Source organism: Sphingobacterium sp. UBA3549 (genome assembly GCF_002376635.1).
Classification (GTDB): Bacteria; Bacteroidota; Bacteroidia; order Sphingobacteriales; family Sphingobacteriaceae; genus Sphingobacterium.
In genome coordinates this window covers 1-19830 of sequence record NZ_DFOE01000025.1, presented here as the reverse complement: position 1 = coordinate 19830, position 19830 = coordinate 1, and the positions used below count along the sequence as shown (strand labels likewise).

At 40.2% G+C, this 19830-nt stretch carries 15 protein-coding genes; 5 read left to right on the top strand and 10 right to left on the bottom strand.

Features of this window, described 5'->3' with window-relative positions; all coding sequences use genetic code 11:
* Both B2W36_RS13000 and B2W36_RS12995 read left to right on the top strand, forming a co-directional pair.
* Complete coding sequence (locus B2W36_RS13000; protein WP_293888077.1) at positions 1–1983, top strand: beta-N-acetylhexosaminidase; 1983 nt, start codon at positions 1–3, stop codon at positions 1981–1983.
* Between the two features lie 70 nt (positions 1984–2053).
* Positions 2054–3211: a sialidase family protein gene (locus B2W36_RS12995; protein ID WP_293888076.1), complete on the top strand. Its 1158-nt coding sequence runs from the start codon at positions 2054–2056 to the stop codon at positions 3209–3211.
* Positions 3212–3575: 364 nt separating this feature from the next.
* Here B2W36_RS12995 and B2W36_RS12990 read toward each other — a convergent pair whose 3' ends face one another.
* The 7 genes from B2W36_RS12990 to B2W36_RS12960 form a co-directional block, all read right to left on the bottom strand.
* Positions 3576–4895, bottom strand: coding sequence for a serine hydrolase domain-containing protein (locus tag B2W36_RS12990; protein ID WP_293888074.1), 1320 nt, complete (start codon positions 4893–4895; stop codon positions 3576–3578).
* Positions 4892–5509: a hypothetical protein gene (locus B2W36_RS12985; RefSeq protein WP_293888072.1), complete on the bottom strand. Its 618-nt coding sequence runs from the start codon at positions 5507–5509 to the stop codon at positions 4892–4894. The genes B2W36_RS12990 and B2W36_RS12985 overlap by 4 nt, the downstream gene beginning before the upstream one ends.
* Positions 5499–5843: a PadR family transcriptional regulator gene (locus tag B2W36_RS12980; RefSeq protein WP_293884392.1), complete on the bottom strand. Its 345-nt coding sequence runs from the start codon at positions 5841–5843 to the stop codon at positions 5499–5501. Before B2W36_RS12980 ends, B2W36_RS12985 begins: the two co-directional genes overlap by 11 nt.
* Positions 5844–6377: 534 nt before the next feature.
* Positions 6378–6653: a hypothetical protein gene (locus tag B2W36_RS12975; RefSeq protein WP_209576710.1), complete on the bottom strand. Its 276-nt coding sequence runs from the start codon at positions 6651–6653 to the stop codon at positions 6378–6380.
* 5 nt (positions 6654–6658) lie between these two features.
* Positions 6659–7372 (bottom strand): hypothetical protein, encoded by a 714-nt coding sequence (locus B2W36_RS12970; RefSeq protein ID WP_293888070.1) that lies wholly within the window; start codon positions 7370–7372, stop codon positions 6659–6661.
* A gap of 175 nt (positions 7373–7547) precedes the next feature.
* Entirely contained in the window at positions 7548–9785 is a 2238-nt protein-coding gene (locus tag B2W36_RS12965; protein WP_293888069.1) for a Tex family protein, read from the bottom strand.
* 85 nt (positions 9786–9870) lie between these two features.
* Complete coding sequence (locus B2W36_RS12960) at positions 9871–10392, bottom strand: Sec-independent protein translocase subunit TatA/TatB (RefSeq protein ID WP_293888067.1); 522 nt, start codon at positions 10390–10392, stop codon at positions 9871–9873.
* Between the two features lie 240 nt (positions 10393–10632).
* Here B2W36_RS12960 and B2W36_RS12955 point away from each other — a divergent pair, with 240 nt between their 5' ends.
* The gene (locus B2W36_RS12955; protein ID WP_293888065.1) at positions 10633–12009 is read left to right on the top strand and encodes an MATE family efflux transporter; all 1377 of its coding nucleotides are present in this window, start codon (positions 10633–10635) and stop codon (positions 12007–12009) included.
* A gap of 76 nt (positions 12010–12085) precedes the next feature.
* Here B2W36_RS12955 and B2W36_RS12950 read toward each other — a convergent pair whose 3' ends face one another.
* The 3 genes from B2W36_RS12950 to B2W36_RS12940 all read right to left on the bottom strand — a co-directional run bounded on the left by B2W36_RS12950 (position 12086) and on the right by B2W36_RS12940 (position 17815).
* Positions 12086–13435: a dihydrolipoamide acetyltransferase family protein gene (locus tag B2W36_RS12950; protein WP_293888063.1), complete on the bottom strand. Its 1350-nt coding sequence runs from the start codon at positions 13433–13435 to the stop codon at positions 12086–12088.
* A gap of 112 nt (positions 13436–13547) precedes the next feature.
* Entirely contained in the window at positions 13548–14807 is a 1260-nt protein-coding gene (locus B2W36_RS12945; protein WP_293888061.1) for a competence/damage-inducible protein A, read from the bottom strand.
* 332 nt (positions 14808–15139) lie between these two features.
* On the bottom strand, positions 15140–17815 hold the full coding sequence (locus B2W36_RS12940; RefSeq protein ID WP_293888059.1) for a putative LPS assembly protein LptD: 2676 nt from the start codon (positions 17813–17815) through the stop codon (positions 15140–15142).
* A gap of 156 nt (positions 17816–17971) precedes the next feature.
* Here B2W36_RS12940 and B2W36_RS12935 point away from each other — a divergent pair, with 156 nt between their 5' ends.
* Positions 17972–18772 (top strand): N-acetylmuramoyl-L-alanine amidase family protein, encoded by an 801-nt coding sequence (locus B2W36_RS12935; RefSeq protein WP_293884378.1) that lies wholly within the window; start codon positions 17972–17974, stop codon positions 18770–18772.
* 61 nt (positions 18773–18833) lie between these two features.
* On the top strand, positions 18834–19781 hold the full coding sequence (locus tag B2W36_RS12930; protein ID WP_209576696.1) for an MlaD family protein: 948 nt from the start codon (positions 18834–18836) through the stop codon (positions 19779–19781).
* Positions 19782–19830 lie beyond the last annotated feature (49 nt).

Below are 19830 nucleotides of genomic sequence, written 5' to 3'. Positions count from 1 at the left end.
ATGAGACGACAAGAAGCTGCGCGAAATATCCTCCTCTCTACGCTGATTATTATTCTTTTTTTTATCAGTCCTTTACGTTGTCTGCCGGATTCAATCAGGCCACTGCTTCCTATGCCGCGTTCTGTGAAATGGAAAACAGGGAACTATGCTATTCAGCATCTTGTTCGTGTTCATATCAAAGGCGAGGTGTCAGATTTTGATAGACAGACACTAAGTGTCTTGCTAAAAGATTGGAATGTAACTAAGATTGATTTTGAGAGTTTCAAGAATAGTGATATCGCGATCTTTTGTGATAAGCAATTGGATCTGCCCTCCACATCTTTGGAAGCTTACCGTATTGCTGTGGATCAACAGGGAATACGGATTGAGGCCAAAACGAGTGCCGGTATTTTCTATGCTTTACAAACGTTGCGGCAACTGGGCGGTCAGGACGGGCAGTTACCCTATTGCTCCATTACAGATTATCCGTCTTTTCGCTGGCGCGGGTATCAGGTTGACGTAGGACGAAATTTTCAGTCTATGGATGTACTTAAGGAGCAAGTCGACATCATGGCACGGTATAAGCTGAATGTTTTCCATTTCCATTTCACGGAGGATATCGCCTGGCGTCTTGCCAGTAAGAACTATCCGGGGCTGACGGATTCTTCCAACATGGATCGGTGGCGCGGAAAGTATTATACAATTGACGAAATGCAGGAGCTGATCCGATATTGTCATGACAGGCATATTCAGCTCCTACCCGAAATTGATATGCCGGGGCACTCGGCTGCCTTTCGACGTTATTTTAAAACTGATATGCAGAGCGATAGTGGGCTAACCGTTCTCAAGGAATTAGTGAAGGAATTTGCGGTCACTTATCCGGAATTACCTTATTTGCATATCGGAGGAGACGAGGTGAAAATTTACAATCAGCAATTTTTACCGCTTATGACGAAATGGACCGAAAGCTTGGGGATGAAGACCATTGGTTGGGAACCCGGCGGCAATCTGCAACCACAGACGATTCGTCAGCTTTGGATGGGGGGACCACAAGCGATTACGAAAGATTCTCCTTTCGAGGTCATTGATTCAAAGCACTTGTATATAAACCATATGGATCCCTTGGAAGCTGTGACAACGTTATTTTACAGGCAATTGGGAGGCCAGACATCGGAAAATGAAAAATTAATGGGGGCAACACTCTGTTCATGGCCGGATCGTGCGGTCAATCATGAACGGGATATATTTCGTCAGAATGCAGTTTACCCTGCTCTGCTGACTTTCGCAGAACGTAGTTGGTGCGGTGGAGGAGATTTTGAATGGCGCAGCAATATCAAAACGGACCGGGAAGGGCTAGCTGAATTTGAGGCATTTGAGGAACGTTTGATCCAGCATAAGCATTTGTATTTTAGAGATCTTATTTTTCCTTACTACCAGCAAAGTAAACAGAAATGGGTATTGTATGGACCTCTGCAAAATAAAGGCAACCTAAGTATGAGTTTAAAGGAGGAAGCGAAAGGAAATTTTACTTCTTTAAAAAAGATCGGTGAGTTTTATGGTGGCACAATCGTGTTACGCCATTGGTGGTCTGATGTCGTAAAAGGGGCCATAGATGATCCTGCTGAAAATAGCACACTGTATGCTGTGAGCCGGATCTGGAGTGACGTGCAGGTCAATAAGGAGTTTTGGATCGGTTTTAATGATCTTTCCCGTTCGTATGCCAGTGATTCACCAAATTTGGGGACATGGGACGACAGGATGAGTAGACTTTGGGTCAATGCACATGAAGTGCTTCCTCCGGATTGGCAGCATGCGGGTCAGAAGGGAGATCTGGAAATCCCATTGATTGATGAGGGGTATAGTTATCGAAGTCCTGCCATAGTTAAATTTCGTAAAGGGTGGAATACAATTGTGGTCAAGTTGCCTGTTGGAAAATTAAAAGGGAAAGACTGGCAAAATCCATTGAAATGGATGTTTACTTGTCTCCCTATTGATAAGGAGTAAAAGTAGCATGTTTCATTCCATTGATGGAGCGGATGAATTTTAAAATAAGTAACAATAAACATAAATAGATATGAAGAGACTATGTATAATGGGAGCATTTGCGCTGTTAGCAGGGATTTGTCAGGCACAGGAAGTAAATGTATTTGTTTCAGGCGAAGAAGGCTATAAGAGCTACCGTATCCCTGCTATTGTAAAGGATAAAACAGGACAGCTAATCGCCTTTGCAGAAGGCAGGGTAGATCATGCAGGAGATTTTGGCAATGTGGATATTGTTTATAAAATCAGTCAGGATAATGGGAAAACATGGGGTCCGCTGCATGTTGCCGTTGACAACGATAATTTGCAAGTCGGCAACCCAGCACCCGTAGTTGATCTGCTAGACCCGGCATATCCCAAAGGACGCCTGTTACTTTTTTATAATACGGGCAATAATCACGAAGGCGAAGTACGCAAAGGCAATGGCTTGAGAGAATGTTGGTCCATTAGCTCGGCCGACGGCGGAAAAACCTGGTCCAATCCACAGAATATTACGCTTGAGACGCATCGCCCCAATCAGCCTTCGGTAAATGCGAAGTATAACTTTCAGGAGGATTGGCGAACTTATGCGAATACACCAGGACATGCATTACAATTTGATTCCGGTAAATATAAAGGACGTATATACATTCCAGCTAATCACTCCGAAGGAAATCCGAAGTCAGATGGCAAAGATTATTTTGCGCATTCTTATTATTCGGACGACCATGGAAAAATATTCAAAATCGGTGCGAGTGTAAAATTTGAAGGATCAAATGAAACAATGGCCGCACAAATATCGGGGACAGGATTATACATGAATTCCCGCAATCAGCAAGGTAATGTAAAATCAAGGATTGTGTCTTATTCAAACGACGGTGGTGTTACTTGGGATACAACCTATTCTGATAAAAATTTGCCCGACCCGGTAAATCAGGGTTCCGTGCTTTCCTGGCAAAAGAAGGGGAGATACCTATTAGCCGTCTGTAATGCTGCATCGACCAATAGAAGAGACAATCTAACCGTTCGGTTAAGTAAAGATCAGGGTAAAACCTGGTATTTCAATCAGGTTATTGCAAAAGCACCTGAGGGTGTAAAAGGGGATTATGCCGCATATTCCGATTTAGTGCTTTTAAATAAAAATAAACTCGGTGTTTTATTTGAAAAAGAAAGTTATAGCAAAATTGTCTTTTTGCCAGTAGATATTAAATAGTTAGAAAATAAAGGTAATTAGAAGCTTGTTTGTATTGCGACCAAAAAAATGCGTGGCTGCATTGAAAACTTTAGTCAGCTAATCATATAGGTTCCCGACTTATTTAAACGATCGGTTCAACTCATACAGTTGATGCAGATAGCATCACGCTGCGGTCTATTTCTATAGGCTTTCAAGTAATTCCGCATAGGCGAATAATGTCTGTTTAGACAAATCGTGAAATATGAAACTTAAAAAGCAAGATTTAAATAAAATCCTGCTTTTTAGATTGTACAATTTGATGAATAGGGAAGATATGGATAGCAAATGGGGATATATTCATTAATCAAGTCGTATAGCTACGTCCACTAGCAACAATGTCTCCTTATTTCTTCAAAACAAGTGTATGTCCATTTTGGTAGAGTGTCATTTTGTTTTCGTTGCGCTCGAAAACTATTTTTACACCAAATTGCGGTTGAATCAGCGTGTTTTTATCCTTTGCTTTCAGCTGAAACGACGGTTGACCAATGACCTGTCCGAACACTTTGTTTCCTTCTCGGGTAATATTTATCTGGATTGGAGGCTGTTCGCTTTTATATTCGCCAACAAGACTAGTAATTTCTTCGTCTGTCAATTGTACTTCCGTAAGATCCGGTAGTGGCAAGGACTTTTTATAAAGTTCACCTAAACTGAACTTTAGGATTTCATTATTATTATAATTGTTGGCGTTACTAATGATAGCGACATTATAATTACCATCATCGAAATGCCCAGCTACAGAAGAATAGCCATCGATTCCGCCGGTATGTCCAAAACCCATATGCTCATAGAACGGCAACTGGAATAAGCCAAGTCCATAACCTTGATCTATTTTTTTCATGGCGTCGAGGCTCGCCGCATTGATTATTTTATGGCTGAATAAACCATTGAAAAATTTGTCTAGATCTGTTGGCGTTGACCAAACTGCCCCCGCACCGAGGGGAACAGAGTTGTGGGTGTGTGGTTCAAGGATCCATTCTTGCGTAAATCGATAGGATTCACTAACAGCACCGCTATTATTTTGTGGACGCCCAAATGTGGTCTGTTCCAATTTCAATGGTCCACATATATACGTTTTCAAGAGCGCAGCGTAATCTTTTTTCCATACTTTTTCTAGGATATATGTCAGTAAAATATAATTTGAATTACTGTATTCATGTTTGCTTCCAGGGGTAAATTCAGCACCACCTTTGATAATGCGTTCAACAAGTTCCTGTTCAGTTTGAGGTTTAGTGTTCCATGTCAGGTAATCTTTGTCGTTGGTGACGCTATGAACACCGCTACTATGATTTAACAATTGATGAATTGTGATCTTTTCTGCGTTTGGAATGTTCTTAAAGTATGTTGCTAATGTCTGGTTTAACTGGAGTTTTCCAAGCTCAACTGTTTTCAGAACAAGGGTTGCTGTGAAAGTTTTTGAAATCGACCCTATACCATAGCGGGTATCTGGGCTCGCTTTCTTTTTCTGGGCGATGTCTGCATATCCAATGGCCTTTTGATAGAGCAATTCGTCTCCTTTACTGATGGCAATACTGCCCATCCAGACTTGGTTATTTTCTAATATTGACATCAGACTGTCCATCCGGATAGGACTAAATTGTTGGGCTTTTAAAATTGGGCTGGTTAGACTGCCTAATAGCAAGAGCAAAAGTGGGGTTCTTTTCATAATTTATGGTATATAGATTTTTTGATTTTTAGAATAAGCGTTGAAGAATAATACAGCCCAATGATGATAAATAGAAGAACTGGAATAAAATAATTGCCCAACTGTTCATACCGTATGGCCTCTTCGTGCTGTAGAATAAGTTTTCCGAATATGAAAAACTTATTGGGCGCATAGAAAAAGCCTACTCCCTGTGGATCAACAAACTTGGCCACTACTAAAAATATAGCAATAAGCATCAGGGTATAGGTGGTGTAATAAACCAAATTGACTATCGCTCGTGCAAATATGATGGGGATCTGCAAGAGGGATGTCGGTTCAGTTGAAGGCGCTATTGCCTGACCTAAGGAGGCTGAAGAGATCATTTCTAAGATAAAGGTCGCAGGTAAACCTAGCTTCTCCAAAATATCTTCGAGCTGCATAGGCGTCGTATCCTGGATTAACTGTTGGGGAAATTGCTGTTGCAACGCCTCAAATATGTGACTATTAATTTCGCATAATATATCCTGACGTTGCTCCAATGCTAATTTTTTGACAAGAGCCGTGGCTGTTGACATGTAATTTTTATAAAGCTGAGCCGAGAATCTATTGGTAAAATGTATTTGGTTATAATGCATGAGTCAAGGTGGTTAAGTGTTGGTTTAAGCCTGCCCAGTAACTTCTCATTTCTAAGAAGGTACTTTGGCCTTCCTTTGTTATTTTGTAATATTTTCTTGGAATCCCAGTCTTCTGCGGAACCCACTGCGATTCGACCAACCCCTCGTTTTTTAAACGAATTAATAAAGGGTATAATGTTCCTTCAGCAATATCAATGGTGGTTTTCTTCTTGACCTCCTGGATAAGATCGTAACCATAGTATTCTTGCTCGTAAGCGAGGACACCGAGTATAACAAAAGAAAGGCTTCCTTTTTTTAGCTGTGAAATCCATTTGTCAATAAATTCTTTGTTCATGGAGGTAAATATAACAAAATACATAGTAATGCAATGTATTTATTTTAAAGTTTCATTACAGACCTCGATAAATGATTTGCCGTGCTATAAATAGAAGGTATGCTTAGCGTAGAAGTGTTATTAGAAAAGGAAGTGAAGTTGTACATAAAAGTCACACCAGAAGCGGAATAGAAAGTTATTTGATGCAAGCTAATTCTACAAAAAAAAACACTTGAAGTGGGGAACTTCAAGTGTTTAACCTAACCAATTATTAACCTAAATTTATGAAAAGTATACTTTCTCAAGTATAGTATGTGTTATTCAATTTCCGTGCCATTCTGTTTGTTCGCCTTATAATATTTTTCTTTGTGATAGGTTTGTTACGTAAAATTATCGATTTTTCCTTGCAAAGCTCTCTTAATTGGTAATATTTTGTTAGGATGTGGCGGACTTGAGTGCTATTGAGTTAAAAATATATTTTTTTTAATAGTATTGTCGCAATGTCGTTGGGGAATGTATTAAAAAGTGAACAGACTCGTGGAAAATTGTCTATTATCATACATATCGTTTAAAGAGCTCTTTCCATTCTTCTTCCAGACTACCCTTGTAAACATCCTGTTTTGCGCGGCGGTACCAATATTCTGCATTCCATTGATCGCCTTCTTTTCGGTGTAAGTATGCATGAACATGTGCTGCGTCAATTCCGCCTAATTGATCAATCAGATCGTGGGCTGTTTTCCAATGTCCTTTTAGATCATACCAAAGTGATTTTTGTACTGCCGTCCAGTGCTGAACTGGGCTTTCAAGAGATTGAAATTGTTCTATTGTCATTTTTTTTATTCTGTTATTTCTTTACTCCAGATTTCATAAATAGCGTCTCCTTTCGAACTTTTTCCTTTATGGTGCCATGCTCCAGCCACAATTTCACCATCAAAGGCGAGCGCCTGCCCAACTCGATTATTGTCTCTCGAAAAGAATTGTAGTGTTTCAGTATACCGATTTCGAGCATATTGATACAATCCCCCGCCAGTACCATAAAAACCTTTTTGTGCAGGATTAATCGCTACCCATTGAAAATATCCATCAACTAATATTTTGATTGTTTTGCGATCTGCTTTTGGAATATTATTCATTTTTCCCTCCTGTTGACGCCCACTAATTCGCCAAAGTGCATCAAGATCCTGCGGAATCTTTTTCTGCTTCATATAGAGATGGTAATGATGGGCTGTTTTTAGATGGAGAGAATCTACTTCAGCCCGATACGGCAATTGCATGGTTTTACCGACAGTAGTCGAATCCTGTGAGTTATATTCGATAAGGATATTGATCAGATTCTGCTGTTTATCAAGTGTGCCACCCCAAGTATGGTGAAAACGTTTCCTCACATCATCGTAACTTATGAAGGAGATGTAATGGTCTTTAACGAGCATTAAATGCTTATTCATGCCATCCTGATACAGATAGGCTCCGTCATGAAGTTGCTGTTGTGCTTGGGCTTTAGAAAAACAGATCCCAAAAAAAAGGAAGAATAATAGCGTGCAATTTTTCATAACGGGCTTATCGTTGTTTTCTTTAAAGATACAAATAAAGAGTCGCTATGAGTCATTAAAATCAGATTTAACGGAACAAAAAAGCTGACCATTAATGGAACGCTTCCAAAAGTGTATATACTTTATGGGAGGTAGTCCAGCAAAGATCAGCTCTTTTAGGTGAAATTAAACGTATCTATTTGAACCTACTAGCTAAGGCAGCTAGCTTACTTGCCATATCCGTTTGTGGTTCGACCTGTATTTTGTTATCCTTTCTCCTGTTGTTTGGCTGAGTAGACTTTTCTTCGGTCTTCATAGATAAAGCAATGCGATTACGTTTTTCATCGACTTCCGTCACTGTAACCATCACATGCTGCTGTACTTTCACGATCTCTTGAGGATCTGATACGTAACGATTGGATAATTGACTTAAATGTACCAGACCGTCTTGGTGGACACCGATATCAACAAAAGCCCCAAAATTGGTAATGTTAGTGACGATTCCTGGAAGTTTCATACCGACCTTTAGATCCCCAATGCTGTTGACACCTTCAGTGAATGAGAATGCTTCGAATTTTTCGCGTGGATCTAGTCCCGGTTTCGCTAATTCACTTAGAATATCGTTTAATGTCGGTAGGCCTACCTCCTCTGAGATGTAGTTTTTTAAGGGAATAGATTTTCTAAGATCCGCATCTTTCAATAAATCGTCCACTTTTTTTCCTAAATCTTTGGCCATTTGCTCAACCAATGCATATCGCTCGGGGTGTACTGCCGACGAATCCAATGGATTTGCTGCATGCCGAATGCGAAGAAAGCCAGCTGCTTGTTCAAAAGCTTTATCGCCAAGACGAGGTACTTTTTTCAGTTCACGTCTTGAAGCAAAGGGGCCATTCTCGTTTCTATATTTAATGATCTGTTGTGCCAGGGATGGACCTAGACCAGAAACATAAGATAAAATTTGTTTGGATGCTGTATTCAGTTCAACTCCTACGGCATTTACACAGCTGATGACCGTGTCGTCGAGAGAGGTTTGTAGCTTGTTTTGGTCTACATCGTGCTGGTATTGTCCGACACCAATGGATTTTGGATCAATCTTAACCAGTTCAGCAAGTGGGTCCATCAATCGCCTGCCAATGGATACTGCGCCACGTACCGTAACATCTTGATCTGGAAATTCTTCCCGGGCAGTTTCGGAAGCAGAATAAATGGAAGCTCCGCTTTCATTGACCATCACAATAGTCACATTGTTTAATCCAAGCTTCCGTACAAATTCTTCAGTTTCGCGGCCAGCTGTTCCATTTCCAATCGCGATAGCTTGGATATCATATTTCGATACTAAATACTTAATGGTTTTTTGGGCTTCTGCCAGTCCATTGGCACCAGTATGTGGGAAGATAGCTGTATTTTCTTTAAGCTGGCCTTGTTCATCTAATACGACTGTTTTACAGCCGGTGCGAAACCCGGGGTCGATTGCAAGTAATCTCTTTTGTCCCAATGGAGCGGCTAAAAGCAATTGACGCACGTTATCTGCAAAAACTTTGATGGCTTCCTCATCTGCTTTCTGACGGGTTAATACACGTATTTCTGTTTCCATGGACGGTTTGAGGAGACGTTTATAACTGTCTATCAGGGCAAGTTTTACCTGAGCAGCTGCAGCGTTGCCACTCTTCACAAAGATAGATTCGATACGCGGTAGAATTTCCTCTTCATTGACAGCAATGTCCAAGTAGAGCAATTCTTCTTTTTCACCACGACGCATGGCCAGCACACGATGCGATGGAGCATCTTTTAAGGATTCAGACCAGTCGTAATAATCTTTATATTTTATTGCAGCTTCTTCTTTTCCAGGAACTACTTTTGAAACAAATGAGCCTTTTTCGAGAAAAATAGCTCTCGATTTAGCTCTTACAGTAGCGTCTTCTGCAATGATTTCCGCGATAATATCGCGAGCACCTGCCAACGCGTCCTCCGTGTTTTTTACGCCTTTTTCTGCATCCACTAAACTTTCGGCAAGTGCAAGGAAATCGCCAGATTCTTGTGCTAAAATAAGATCCGCTAAGGGTTGCAACCCTTTCTCACGAGCCACACTTGCGCGCGTTTTGCGCTTAGGTTTGTAAGGGAGGTAAATATCTTCCAAGCTGGCCATGGTTTCGGCACCTAATATTTGTTGTTCAAGTGCTGGGGTCAATTTCCCTTGATCGTTTATTGATTTCAGAACAGCTTCCTTGCGTTTATCTAAGTCCCGCAATTGCTGGAAACGATCTCTGATGGCGGTGATTTGAACTTCATCTAGACTTCCGGTCATTTCCTTACGGTAGCGCGAGATAAAGGGAACGGTGGCACCTTCGTCTAATAGTGCAATAGTCGTGCGAACTTGTTTTTCGCTAATAGAAAGCTCGTTAGCAATAATAATTTCGTGTGTTGATACGCTCATTGATGGTTTAATCTTAAAAAGTAGAGCCGTTGAATGGTGATTCAACAGCTCTAAGTATATCTAATTATAAACTAAAATAGTAAAATTAGGCAGGTTTATGGGTATTGTCCTGCTCAGGAACTTTTTTATCTTCTACTTCGTTGTTTTTAGTTTCAGCAAAATGATCATTATATCCGTAAGTGATATGAGATGGTTCTTCTCCGTAATCCGGTTGCTTATGGGGATTGTGTTCGACGACACCGGCGGGAGTGGTGAACTCATATTTTTTCTTTGGCTGTTCTATTTCTGATCCCTGTGCAGTTTCATTTGGTTTAACCTCTTCTTGGTGCGCTGTCTGGGCCTTTTCTTCCGCCAGACGTACGTCATTAGGAACAGCTTCTTCTTTTACTTCTGGCTTAACGTCTATGTCTTTTTCGAAATTATTGATTTGATCTGAAATCTCACGTTTTATACCTTCTGACGCATCTTTAAATTCACGTATCCCTCTTCCTAAACCCCTCGCCAATTCAGGAAGCTTTTTGCCTCCAAAAAGTAACAAGATTGCAAACACAATTAAGATCATCTCCTGCGTGCCGATGTTTAGAAATGCTATTACTGGATTGTACATACTCTTTTTCCTCTTCTTTTGATTACTAACTAGATGCTAAGTTACATTTATATTTCTATAGTTCTTAGACCCAAAAGTAAATTTAAGATATTTTTAAGGTATTTGAAACATAAAAATTACTTAACACGCGGTACGTGTCTAGCGCCTGTAAATTGTTGTATTTTTGCTAAATATTTTATAATATGACGATAGGACAGAAATATCTTCGTACTTTTGTGGCTATTTTTTGAGAAATCGATTATGTGGGGAAAATTTAAAACTTTCAAGCCGTATTACAAAAGTACGATGGTATTGGCGGGGCCAGTCGTGATATCACAATTGGGACATACATTGGTCCATACCGCAGATAGTGTGATCGTAGGACATTTTGCAGGAACTATTCCACTGGCAGCAGTTTCATTAGTGCATGCTGTTTTCATGGTTGTTATGGTTATCGGATTAGGTATCGCGTATGGCATCACGCCATTGATTGCGCAAGAGAATGGTCGTGATAATAAGAAAGAGTGTGCCATCTTGTTATCTAATAGCTTTTGGTTAAATCTTCTATCGGGTCTTTTACTGTTTGCTTTAGTTTACTTTGGTTCTATGTTGGCTATCGATCACCTCGACCAAGATCCGGCGGTGGTGAAGGAAGCGAAGCCTTATTTGCTTATCCTTAGCTTATCGATGCTTCCACTGATGGTGTTCAGTACATTCAAGCAATTTGCCGAGGGATTAGGATTTACCAAGCAAGCCATGAATGTAACTATTTGGGGAAATGTACTGAATATTATTTTGGCAATCATCTTTGTCAAAGGGATGTTTGGCATCAGTCCAATGGGAGTCAAAGGGGTTGGATATAGTACATTGATTGACCGTGTGCTCATGATGACTGTCATGATGACCTATGTGTTACGATCGCAGAAATTCAAGGGGTATATCCAATATTTTAAAGTGACCCTGATCGATTGGGATCGACTGCTTAAAATATTGCGGATTGGAGCGCCAGTAGCAATGCAATATGTTTTTGAAATTGGGGCTTTTGCGGGGGCATCGCTCTTAGCCGGTACAATAAGTGCTACGGCGCAAGCTTCCCATCAGGTAGCCATACAACTGGCCGCCATGACGTATATGATGGCGAGCGGGATTGCTGCTGCTGCCACGATCAAGGTGGGGAATAGCTATGGGAATAGAAATCTTTTCCGTCTTGAACGGTTTGCGATTACTTCATACCAGTTGGTATTGATCTTTATGTTGATTACGGCTTCCTTGTTTGCATTGCTGAATAATTTTCTGCCTTATATTTTTACATCAGATCATGCCGTCGTCATTATTGCTTCTCAACTGTTGATCATAGCGGGACTTTTCCAATTGTTTGATGGCACACAAGTGGTCGGTCTTGGGGTATTACGGGGCATGGGGGATGTCAATATTCCCACCATTATTACATTTGTTGCGTATTGGATTATTGGTTTGCCAAGCGGCTATCTAATGGGAATAGTATTTAACTGGGGCATCCAGGGGATATGGTATGGGCTGACATTAGGTTTGTTGACGTCTTCTCTTTTACTCTATCTGCGATTTCAACGGGTAATCAAGAAGAAGAAAATGCAGTTTGAACAAAGTTTGTTGAAATAGAAAAGTATATACTCATCAAAAAAAGGCTCTGTCAGTAACAACTGACAGAGCCTTTTCTATTGATCGATTTTGGATGTTAGATTACCCTATTCGTATCCCAATTTTCCAAATAATCTGCAACGCGTTTTAAGAATGTACCTCCAAGTGCTCCATCAATTGCGCGATGGTCATAGGAGAGGGATAGATACATCATATGTCTAATGCCAATCATATCGCCATATTCCGTTTCTATGACTGCTGGTTTTTTTGTTATTGAACCTACTGCCAAGATTGCAGCTTGCGGCTGATTAATGATGGGCGTACCCATTATATTACCGAAAGCGCCGATATTGGTGAATGTAAATGTCCCATCTTGTGTGTCGTCTGGTTTCAACTTATTTGCTCTCGACCGTTGTGCAAGGTCGTTTACACTTTTACTCAATCCGACTAAGCTCAATTGATCCGCATTTTTGATTACTGGTACGATAAGATTTCCATTAGGCAATGCGGCGGCCATACCGATATTGATATTTTTCTTCTTAATGATATTGTAGCCATCGATCGAGATATTGACCAATGGGAAATCTTTAAGTGCCTTGCTGATAGCCTCAATGAATAAAGGGGTAAACGTAATATTTTCTCCCTCGCGCTTTTTATAGGCATCTTTAACTTTATTGCGCCACAAAACCAAATTCGTTACATCTGCCTCAACAAATGAACATACATGGGGGGAGATCTGCGTGCTTTTGACCATATGATCTGCAATCATTCTTCGCATGCGATCCATTTCAATGATTTCATCATTACCATTTGCAACGGTATGAACATGGGATGGAGCTGTTACGATTATTTTGGGCGACTCCGTGCGTGTTTCAGCCTGATCGGCCTGAAGAGGTGTTTCAGATTTGGATGACGAATCCCTATGCGCTACATACGTTAAGATATCCTCCTTCGTCACTCTTCCTTCTGCTCCAGTACCCTGTATACGGTCAAGCTCATCTTGAGACAATCCTTCGTGACGAGCAATATTCTTTACTAAAGGTGAATAGAAACGAAGCGTGCTCTCGTACTGAGCAGAAGAAGTGTCAACAGCGACATTGGGCAACTGTTCGACACCTGGTATGTTCAAATCTAAACGCTCTTCGGAGCTTGTCGTTGAAGGAATTGTAATTTCTTGCTGAGGAGGCGTAGGTTCTTCCTCTTCGCCTTCAATTTCTATAATTGCAACGACTTCACCCACTTGGACGGTCTGGTCTACGGTATAACGTTGCTCTTTTAGAACGCCTTTTACGGGAGAAGGTACCTCTGAATCAACTTTGTCAGTTGCGATTTCCAATAAAGTGTCATCTTCATCAATCCGGTCACCAGGTTGTTTTAACCATTTTGTGATTGTTGCCTCGGATACACTTTCTCCCATTTTTGGGAGTAAGAGTTTATATAAAGCCATATTTTTTAGCAATCTCGTTATAGAAAAACGAAGTTAATTAAATTGTGGTTTACTTTCAACAATTTAAAATATTATTCCTTAAATAGCGGTTTTTTTAAAACATTATTTTATCCTATTGTGCTTCTTGTTCTTTTTCTTTTAATAACAATTGCCATAATAATAAAAGGGCATTCATTCGTGTACGTTCGATGTTGATGAGCCTGTCATTGTCAAATTGAAACTTTTTGGTTATAATTTCTTTTTTTCCGGCGACAGCCACCCAGATCGTTCCAACAGGTTTTTCAGCCGTGCCCCCACCTGGACCGGCTATTCCAGTCGTTGCGATGGCATAGTCCGAAGAGAACGCTGCTTTTGAGCCCGATGCCATTTCGACTGCGGTCTGTTCACTTACGGCACCATATTGAGCCAATGTTTCTTCATTGACGTTGAGCAGTTGGTGTTTTAATCTGTTGGAGTAGGGAATCGTGCCGCCAAGAAATACAGCACTACTTCCCGCTACTGAAGTGATCGAAGCGGCGAGGCTACCACCAGTACAACTTTCAGCCGTAGTCAGGGTACTGCCCCGATGAGTAAGCTCTTTAATCAGATGGGACTCTATGCCCGTATCATAATCTGCTACGATATACTGCTGTAGACGATGGATAAGTTTCTTTTTGAAAAGAGCAACCTGAAGCATAATATCAGACTTGTTTCTACTTTTTCCGGATAGTCTTAACCGGATAAATGCCAATGTCGGTAGATAGGCTAATTTTATGCTAGGTGGCAGTTCGCTTTCGATATCTTTTATTTCTTCTGCTAAATAGGATTCACCGATACCTCCCACCAAGATCGTTTCATGACAGATAAATAGGTCTGGATCTTGTGTTGCTAATAAAGGGAGTACGTGTTTTTCCATCAGAAATTTCATCTCAAAGGGAACTCCGGGCATAAATATAAACCGCTTTTCGCCTTGGTTTACCAGCATGCCGGGCGCAGTACCATAGTCATTAAATAAGACTTCACAATTTGCGAGTACATCGGCCTGCTGCAGATTGATGTCAAGCATTTTTAACTTACGCGATTCAAAGATGTTCGTCACATGACGAAGTACATTTTCGTCGCGAACCAAGGTCGTTTCAAAATATTTTGCAGCTGTTTTTTTCGTAACATCATCTTTGGTTGGACCTAGGCCTCCGGTGATTAAAATCAAATCTGCCCGGGAAGAGGCGTCTTTCAGCGTTTTTGAAATAGCTTCTTCTGTATCAGGGATCGATGTCATTTGAACGATATCCACTTCGAATCGGAGCAGTTGTTTGGCAATCCAGCCCGAATTGGTATCAATGATCTGACCGATGAGGATCTCATCGCCTATGGTAATAATCTCTGCTTTCATCTTGTTATAATTATGTAACACTTCGCCATAATGGATTATATACATATGGGTATATTGTTTGATCTTCCTAATCTTTCAGCGTTCAGTTTTCTTCCGCCAAGGTTTAAAAATAAAAAATCAACATCGGACGATTCAGGATATAAACTTACATAAAATTGTGATTCGGTGGGACCATTAATATGCATTTGATATGGGGAGTCGTATGCTATCGCAAAGGTAAAAGCTAGAGAATAAAATACGACCTTCATGATATCGAAATCGTCATAGTTAAGAAAGCGAGAAAGTTTTTTCTGGCGAATAGGATTAGATATTTTCAAAAAAAAGCAGCTATTTTAAAAATAACTGCCTCCTGAACTTGCTCTTTTTGTGAGCTTAAGATCTTGTAAGATTGAGGCCTTAGCCCGTATCGTCACATTATAACTTCGGTATCGCCCAAAAGGCATCCAGCCGAACGACATATCCCAGCAATGCAGATCTCGATAGATATTGAAAGAGGTCATGACCACTTCCTTTTGTTTAAAATCGTATCCCGATTGAAAAGTAACTTTCCATTTTGGCGTAACGCTGAAGTCACCATGTAAGTTTAAGGTACTTGTAAATTGGCTCTCCATTCTACGCGTGCTCGAGTTGAATGATTTGGACGTATTGAAACTGAACGATGCCGCAAGGTTCCAAGGAATATTAAAATCTACGAATGCATTTGGATCTGAGCTGATTCGAGCTAAGGCCTGTGCCTGTTCGGGAGTCATACCTGCGCCAGACATTTCTTTTCTTAACGAATCGATGTTATTATTACGTGATTTTGCAGCTTTGGGATTCAGGCTATAGTCAAAGGAAAGACCGAAATTTGTCAGACGCGCCAGGCTACCATCCTTTATGGCATATCGATTGACGCGAACACCATTTTCATTCACTGAATAGGGGTCAAAAGTACCGTTGAAGTTGACATTCATCTTTTGGTCGAAAAAAGCGGTACGGCCAGAGAAGGTGATAGGGGACAATTTAAGCGAATCGGCAACGAAATTGTAATTTCCGCTGAAGGTTAGACCCTGGAGAATAGGGATTTTCTTAAACCCTCCATCTGTGGTATCCGATTTACTTTTGACTTTGGCTTCGATGTTATTGTCGATGGAAAAACCTATACCTGCTGATTTCCCTGCGGAAGGGGAGCCATACACACCCTGACTAAAAATGGAGTATACATTTCTATTTCCATATTGGTCGTTATACTGCTGATAGAATCCATATTTTGGATCGGAAAAGTCGGGCCTATAGTTCAGGTTGATCGACGGTGTAACCACGTGTCGGATGGCCTGAATTTTACCGATCTTAGGATACATACCATAGATCTTGGTCGAAAGTCCGGTGGATACGGAGTAATCGTAAGCACGATTGAATCCCTGTACGGTGTCAATACGTTGTGTATAACCGGCAGCTGTATTATCAAAGCGTTGTCTGGTGCTTTGCAAATACCAGCGCTCTGTATAATTGACACTGGTGTTAAACTGAAAATATTTAAACGCGTTTAGCGACAAACTGATCGGGATGTTGTGTTGGAAACCATTTTGGAATTTTTTGAAGCCCCCCGGTTTAAATAACAAGGTATCAATAGTACTGACCGAGTTCTGTGCCTGGAAACTATAACCTACATTGATACGCTGATACCATTTTTGTTCACCGACACGGTCCTTGCTGTCAAATGGATTGAAAGAAGAGACGTTTAAGCTGATGTTCGGTAAACTCATTTGTATACTTCTATCCGCCATGTTTTGATTATGGGTTAAGCTGGCTGTCAGGTTTACCTTACCGTCTGCAAATACTTTCCCATAACTAATTGAGGAAGCCATTCTGTTTTGCGCCAGATTCTGATAGGTTGTCTGGTTACTACTTGTACCGGTATTTCTATAGAATGATGATGTACCAAAGTTTACACTGGCGGAGAAAGACGTTCCGGGATTGGCTTCTTGGCGCTGGGTGTGGTTCCAGGTGACGTTAAAATCTTTATTGGAACCATAATCTCGGGTTCCTTCGGTGCCTGTTTTGGTATTGGCATAACGGATATTAAAACCACCGTTAAATTTATAATTGACGGTATAGCGTGTATTGATGGAGGCTTCCCACGAACCTTTTGAGTACAATGAACCTCGAATTTCACTATCCCAATAATCATTGAAGGCCAAATACCAGCCTAAATCTCGCATGGAAAACCCTCTAGTGTAATCTTCTCCAAAAGAAGGAAAGAGAAAGCCAGAAGCCCTTTTATCCGGTTTTGGAAAGAATGCGAAGGGAAATGCCACTGGCATTGGTACGCCCATAACCACTAGATAAGCTGGTCCTGAAATAATTTGGTTTTTAGTGACAATACCCTTGGTAATATGGATACCAAAATGGGTATGTGGGTAGGGCAGATTACAAGTACTGTAAAGCCCCTTATAGATAGACATTTCGTCGTAAATGTTCTTTCTAACAATATTGGCCTGGATATATCCACCATCCACCTCGGTCATAATACCATAAGTGTTTCCTTCCTGTTTCTCGTAATCATAATAGAGTGAATCCACAGTTTTAGGTGATTCGCCATTTCCCATAATCACGATAGGACGTCCTACATATTTGCCGGTTTTGTCATAAATTCCGGAAGCAAAAATCTTTTTCTTGTTTCGGTCAAGACGGATATAATCAGCAGAAAGTTCAAAATCCTGATATTTAACCTTTGCACCACGATAAAGGTGACTGATGTTTTTTGCAACTTCAGATTTTTGCGAATCCACAGCAATAATGCTGACTTCTGCCTGTAGGCCACTTCCTTTTTTCTTGGTGGTATCCCGGACAGATTTTGTCGTATCGCCCGTTTTAGTCTTACTGGTATCTTGCAACTTATTGGTCGCAGAAATAGGATTCTTACCTTGAAGTCCGTTCTGTTTTAATGGAATACTACTTTGAGCATGACTAGCAGTGCTCACCGCAAGAATGATAAATAGTGTTAAAATGTTGATTAACGACTTCAAAATTAAAGACAAATGTTATTTTTGTGAAATAATGTTAAACTTCGAGAGACAAAATTAGTCAAAAAAGCAATAGAAAATATGTTAAATATCGTTATCTATTCAACAAATAATATTGACTCATTTTGATTCGTTTATAGTAGAGCAAATAATTATTCAATGAAATCAGATTTAAGAATTAGAAAATGGTGTAGCGTCATGTTAGCTACTTTGGGATTTTTTTTATTGAATTCTTTCAAATTAAACAATGGGCAGCCCGAGCCTCCGGACTACCAAATAAGGACAATCGTAATTGATGCTGGCCATGGCGGTAAGGATACTGGTGCACAAGGAAGACGATCTTTGGAAAAAAATGTCGCTTTAGATGTCGCTTTAAAATTAGGAAAGCAGATTCAGAAAGATATTCCAGGTATTAAGATCATCTACACGAGAACGACCGATGAATTTGTGGAGCTTTATAAACGTATACGTTTAGCGAATGCTAATAAAGCAGATTTATTTATATCAATTCACTGTAATTCCAGTGGTTCGAGTGCACATGGTACCGAAACATTGGTTTCTGGTTCGCATCGTTTAGGCCAACAGGATGCTGCTGTTCGTGAAAATGCATCCTTATTACTGGAATCCAATTATAAAGAGAACTATCAGGGATTTGATCCTAAAGATCCCGAAAGTGCGATCATCTTCTCGTTGATGAAAAATCGATTTCGTGAAAAAAGTATACGTCTTGCGCAAATGATAGAGGGCGAGTACGTGAAAGCTGGCCGATACAGTAGAGGTTTCTGGGAGAAAGGGTTAGCTGTACTTGCGGAAGCGGGTATGCCAGCAGTATTGACCGAGATTGGATTTATTAGTAATAGAGAAGAGGAGAGCTACTTATTGTCTGATGCGGGACAACAAGAGATTGTTGATAATCTGGTTTCTGCTATAAAAATCTATAAAAATTCCGTAGAACGCTAAACAGATTTGCTTTTGTGCTGTTTTAAACTTAAATTAATGATCATTACTAAATAGATTATTCGTGAAAATATCAAACGAGACAAAGGTCGGCATATTAGCAACGGTTGCAATAGTTTTATTATTTATTGGTTATAGCTTTCTAAAAGGGAATGATGTTTTTAGTAGCGATAACACCTATTACACAACTTACGAGACTGTTGATGGATTAACTCCATCCAAGCCTGTTTTAGTGAATGGGTATCAAATCGGACGTGTATCGAAGATGATTCTTCAACCTGATGGCAAAATTAAAACAGAGTTTAAAATTCACGCTGATTACGCCGTGCCGAAAAACACAATTGCTAGAATTTCAAGTACAGATTTGCTGGGGAGTAAAGCGATTGTCTTTGAAATGGGCAACAGTAAGGAATTGGCAAAGGACGGCGATTTTTTAGCTTCGGGTGTCCAACCGAATATTATGGATAAGGTTGAGCCTATTCAAAAGAGGATCGAAACCATTACCATTAAACTGGATTCAACATTGTCCGTTGTGAATAATGTTTTAGATAAGCAGTTTCAGGACGACTTTAAAAACAGTATTCATAGTATATCTACCTCATTGAAAAATGTGGAAGGAATCACAAAAGATGTAGAAGGTCTAGTTGGAAACGAAAAGGGAAGACTCAATCGCATCATGGCCAACATGGAGTCAATTACATCCAACTTTTCACAAAATGGAGAGAAAATCAATTCGATTATGTCCAATTTAAATAATATAACGGACAAAGCGGCCAGATTGGATTTTGAACACACCATGAACAAAGTAAATACCGCCGTTAATGATTTTCAGGAGATTACCGGGAAGATTAACAGCGGTAAGGGTTCTATCGGATTATTGCTTAATGATGAAGCTTTATATAATAATCTGAATAATGCTTCAAAAGAAATGGATTATTTGATGAAGGATGTTAAAGAGAATCCTGGAAAATATATCAAGCTTTCTATTTTTGGAAAAAAGGGAGAAAAGTAGCTTTTTGAAAATACAATAGTCTTATAGAAAGAGGGTGTCCGAAAAGTCG

Bases quoted from the DNA above. Each gene is read 5' to 3' on its own strand.
- B2W36_RS13000 (WP_293888077.1), top strand. From the start codon at position 1: ATGAGACGACAAGAAGCTGCGCGAAATATCCTCCTCTCTACGCTGATT.
- B2W36_RS12995 (WP_293888076.1), top strand. From the start codon at position 2,054: ATGAAGAGACTATGTATAATGGGAGCATTTGCGCTGTTAGCAGGGATT.
- B2W36_RS12990 (WP_293888074.1), bottom strand. From the start codon at position 4,895: ATGAAAAGAACCCCACTTTTGCTCTTGCTATTAGGCAGTCTAACCAGC.
- B2W36_RS12985 (WP_293888072.1), bottom strand. From the start codon at position 5,509: ATGCATTATAACCAAATACATTTTACCAATAGATTCTCGGCTCAGCTT.
- B2W36_RS12980 (WP_293884392.1), bottom strand. From the start codon at position 5,843: ATGAACAAAGAATTTATTGACAAATGGATTTCACAGCTAAAAAAAGGA.
- B2W36_RS12975 (WP_209576710.1), bottom strand. From the start codon at position 6,653: ATGACAATAGAACAATTTCAATCTCTTGAAAGCCCAGTTCAGCACTGG.
- B2W36_RS12970 (WP_293888070.1), bottom strand. From the start codon at position 7,372: ATGAAAAATTGCACGCTATTATTCTTCCTTTTTTTTGGGATCTGTTTT.
- B2W36_RS12965 (WP_293888069.1), bottom strand. From the start codon at position 9,785: ATGAGCGTATCAACACACGAAATTATTATTGCTAACGAGCTTTCTATT.
- B2W36_RS12960 (WP_293888067.1), bottom strand. From the start codon at position 10,392: ATGTACAATCCAGTAATAGCATTTCTAAACATCGGCACGCAGGAGATG.
- B2W36_RS12955 (WP_293888065.1), top strand. From the start codon at position 10,633: ATGTGGGGAAAATTTAAAACTTTCAAGCCGTATTACAAAAGTACGATG.
- B2W36_RS12950 (WP_293888063.1), bottom strand. From the start codon at position 13,435: ATGGCTTTATATAAACTCTTACTCCCAAAAATGGGAGAAAGTGTATCC.
- B2W36_RS12945 (WP_293888061.1), bottom strand. From the start codon at position 14,807: ATGAAAGCAGAGATTATTACCATAGGCGATGAGATCCTCATCGGTCAG.
- B2W36_RS12935 (WP_293884378.1), top strand. From the start codon at position 17,972: ATGAAATCAGATTTAAGAATTAGAAAATGGTGTAGCGTCATGTTAGCT.